This window comes from Salmonella sp. SAL4457, assembly GCF_046548235.1.
Classification (GTDB): domain Bacteria; phylum Pseudomonadota; class Gammaproteobacteria; order Enterobacterales; family Enterobacteriaceae; genus Salmonella; species Salmonella enterica.
The window spans coordinates 1-274 of record NZ_JBGDZO010000447.1 but is presented as its reverse complement, the minus strand read 5'-3'; the positions used below and the strand labels follow the sequence as shown (position 1 = coordinate 274).

Annotated in this window: 1 protein-coding gene; it reads left to right on the top strand. The window is 65.7% G+C overall.

Annotated elements, in window-relative coordinates; all coding sequences use genetic code 11:
- A partial coding sequence (locus tag ACLJNW_RS25005; RefSeq protein ID WP_410961329.1) for a flagellar basal body rod C-terminal domain-containing protein occupies positions 1-219 on the top strand: 219 nt, incomplete at its 5' end.
- Positions 220-274 lie beyond the last annotated feature (55 nt).

Genomic DNA, 274 nt, shown 5'->3' with positions numbered 1-274 from the left:
GAGCGGGTCGGCACCCTGACCGCCCAGGCGCGCGCCAGCGCCGACGCCTCGCAGACCGTGCTCAAGCAGGCGCAGGACAGCCGCGACTCGCTGTCCGGGGTGAGCCTCGACGAAGAGGCGGCCAACCTGATCCAGTTCCAGCAGTACTACAGCGCGTCGGCCCAGGTCATTCAAGTTGCCCGCTCGCTGTTCGATACCCTGATAGGCGCGTTCCGCTGAGCGCCTTAACCGAGAGACCGCCGTCATGCGCATTTCAACGATCCAGGCTTTCAAC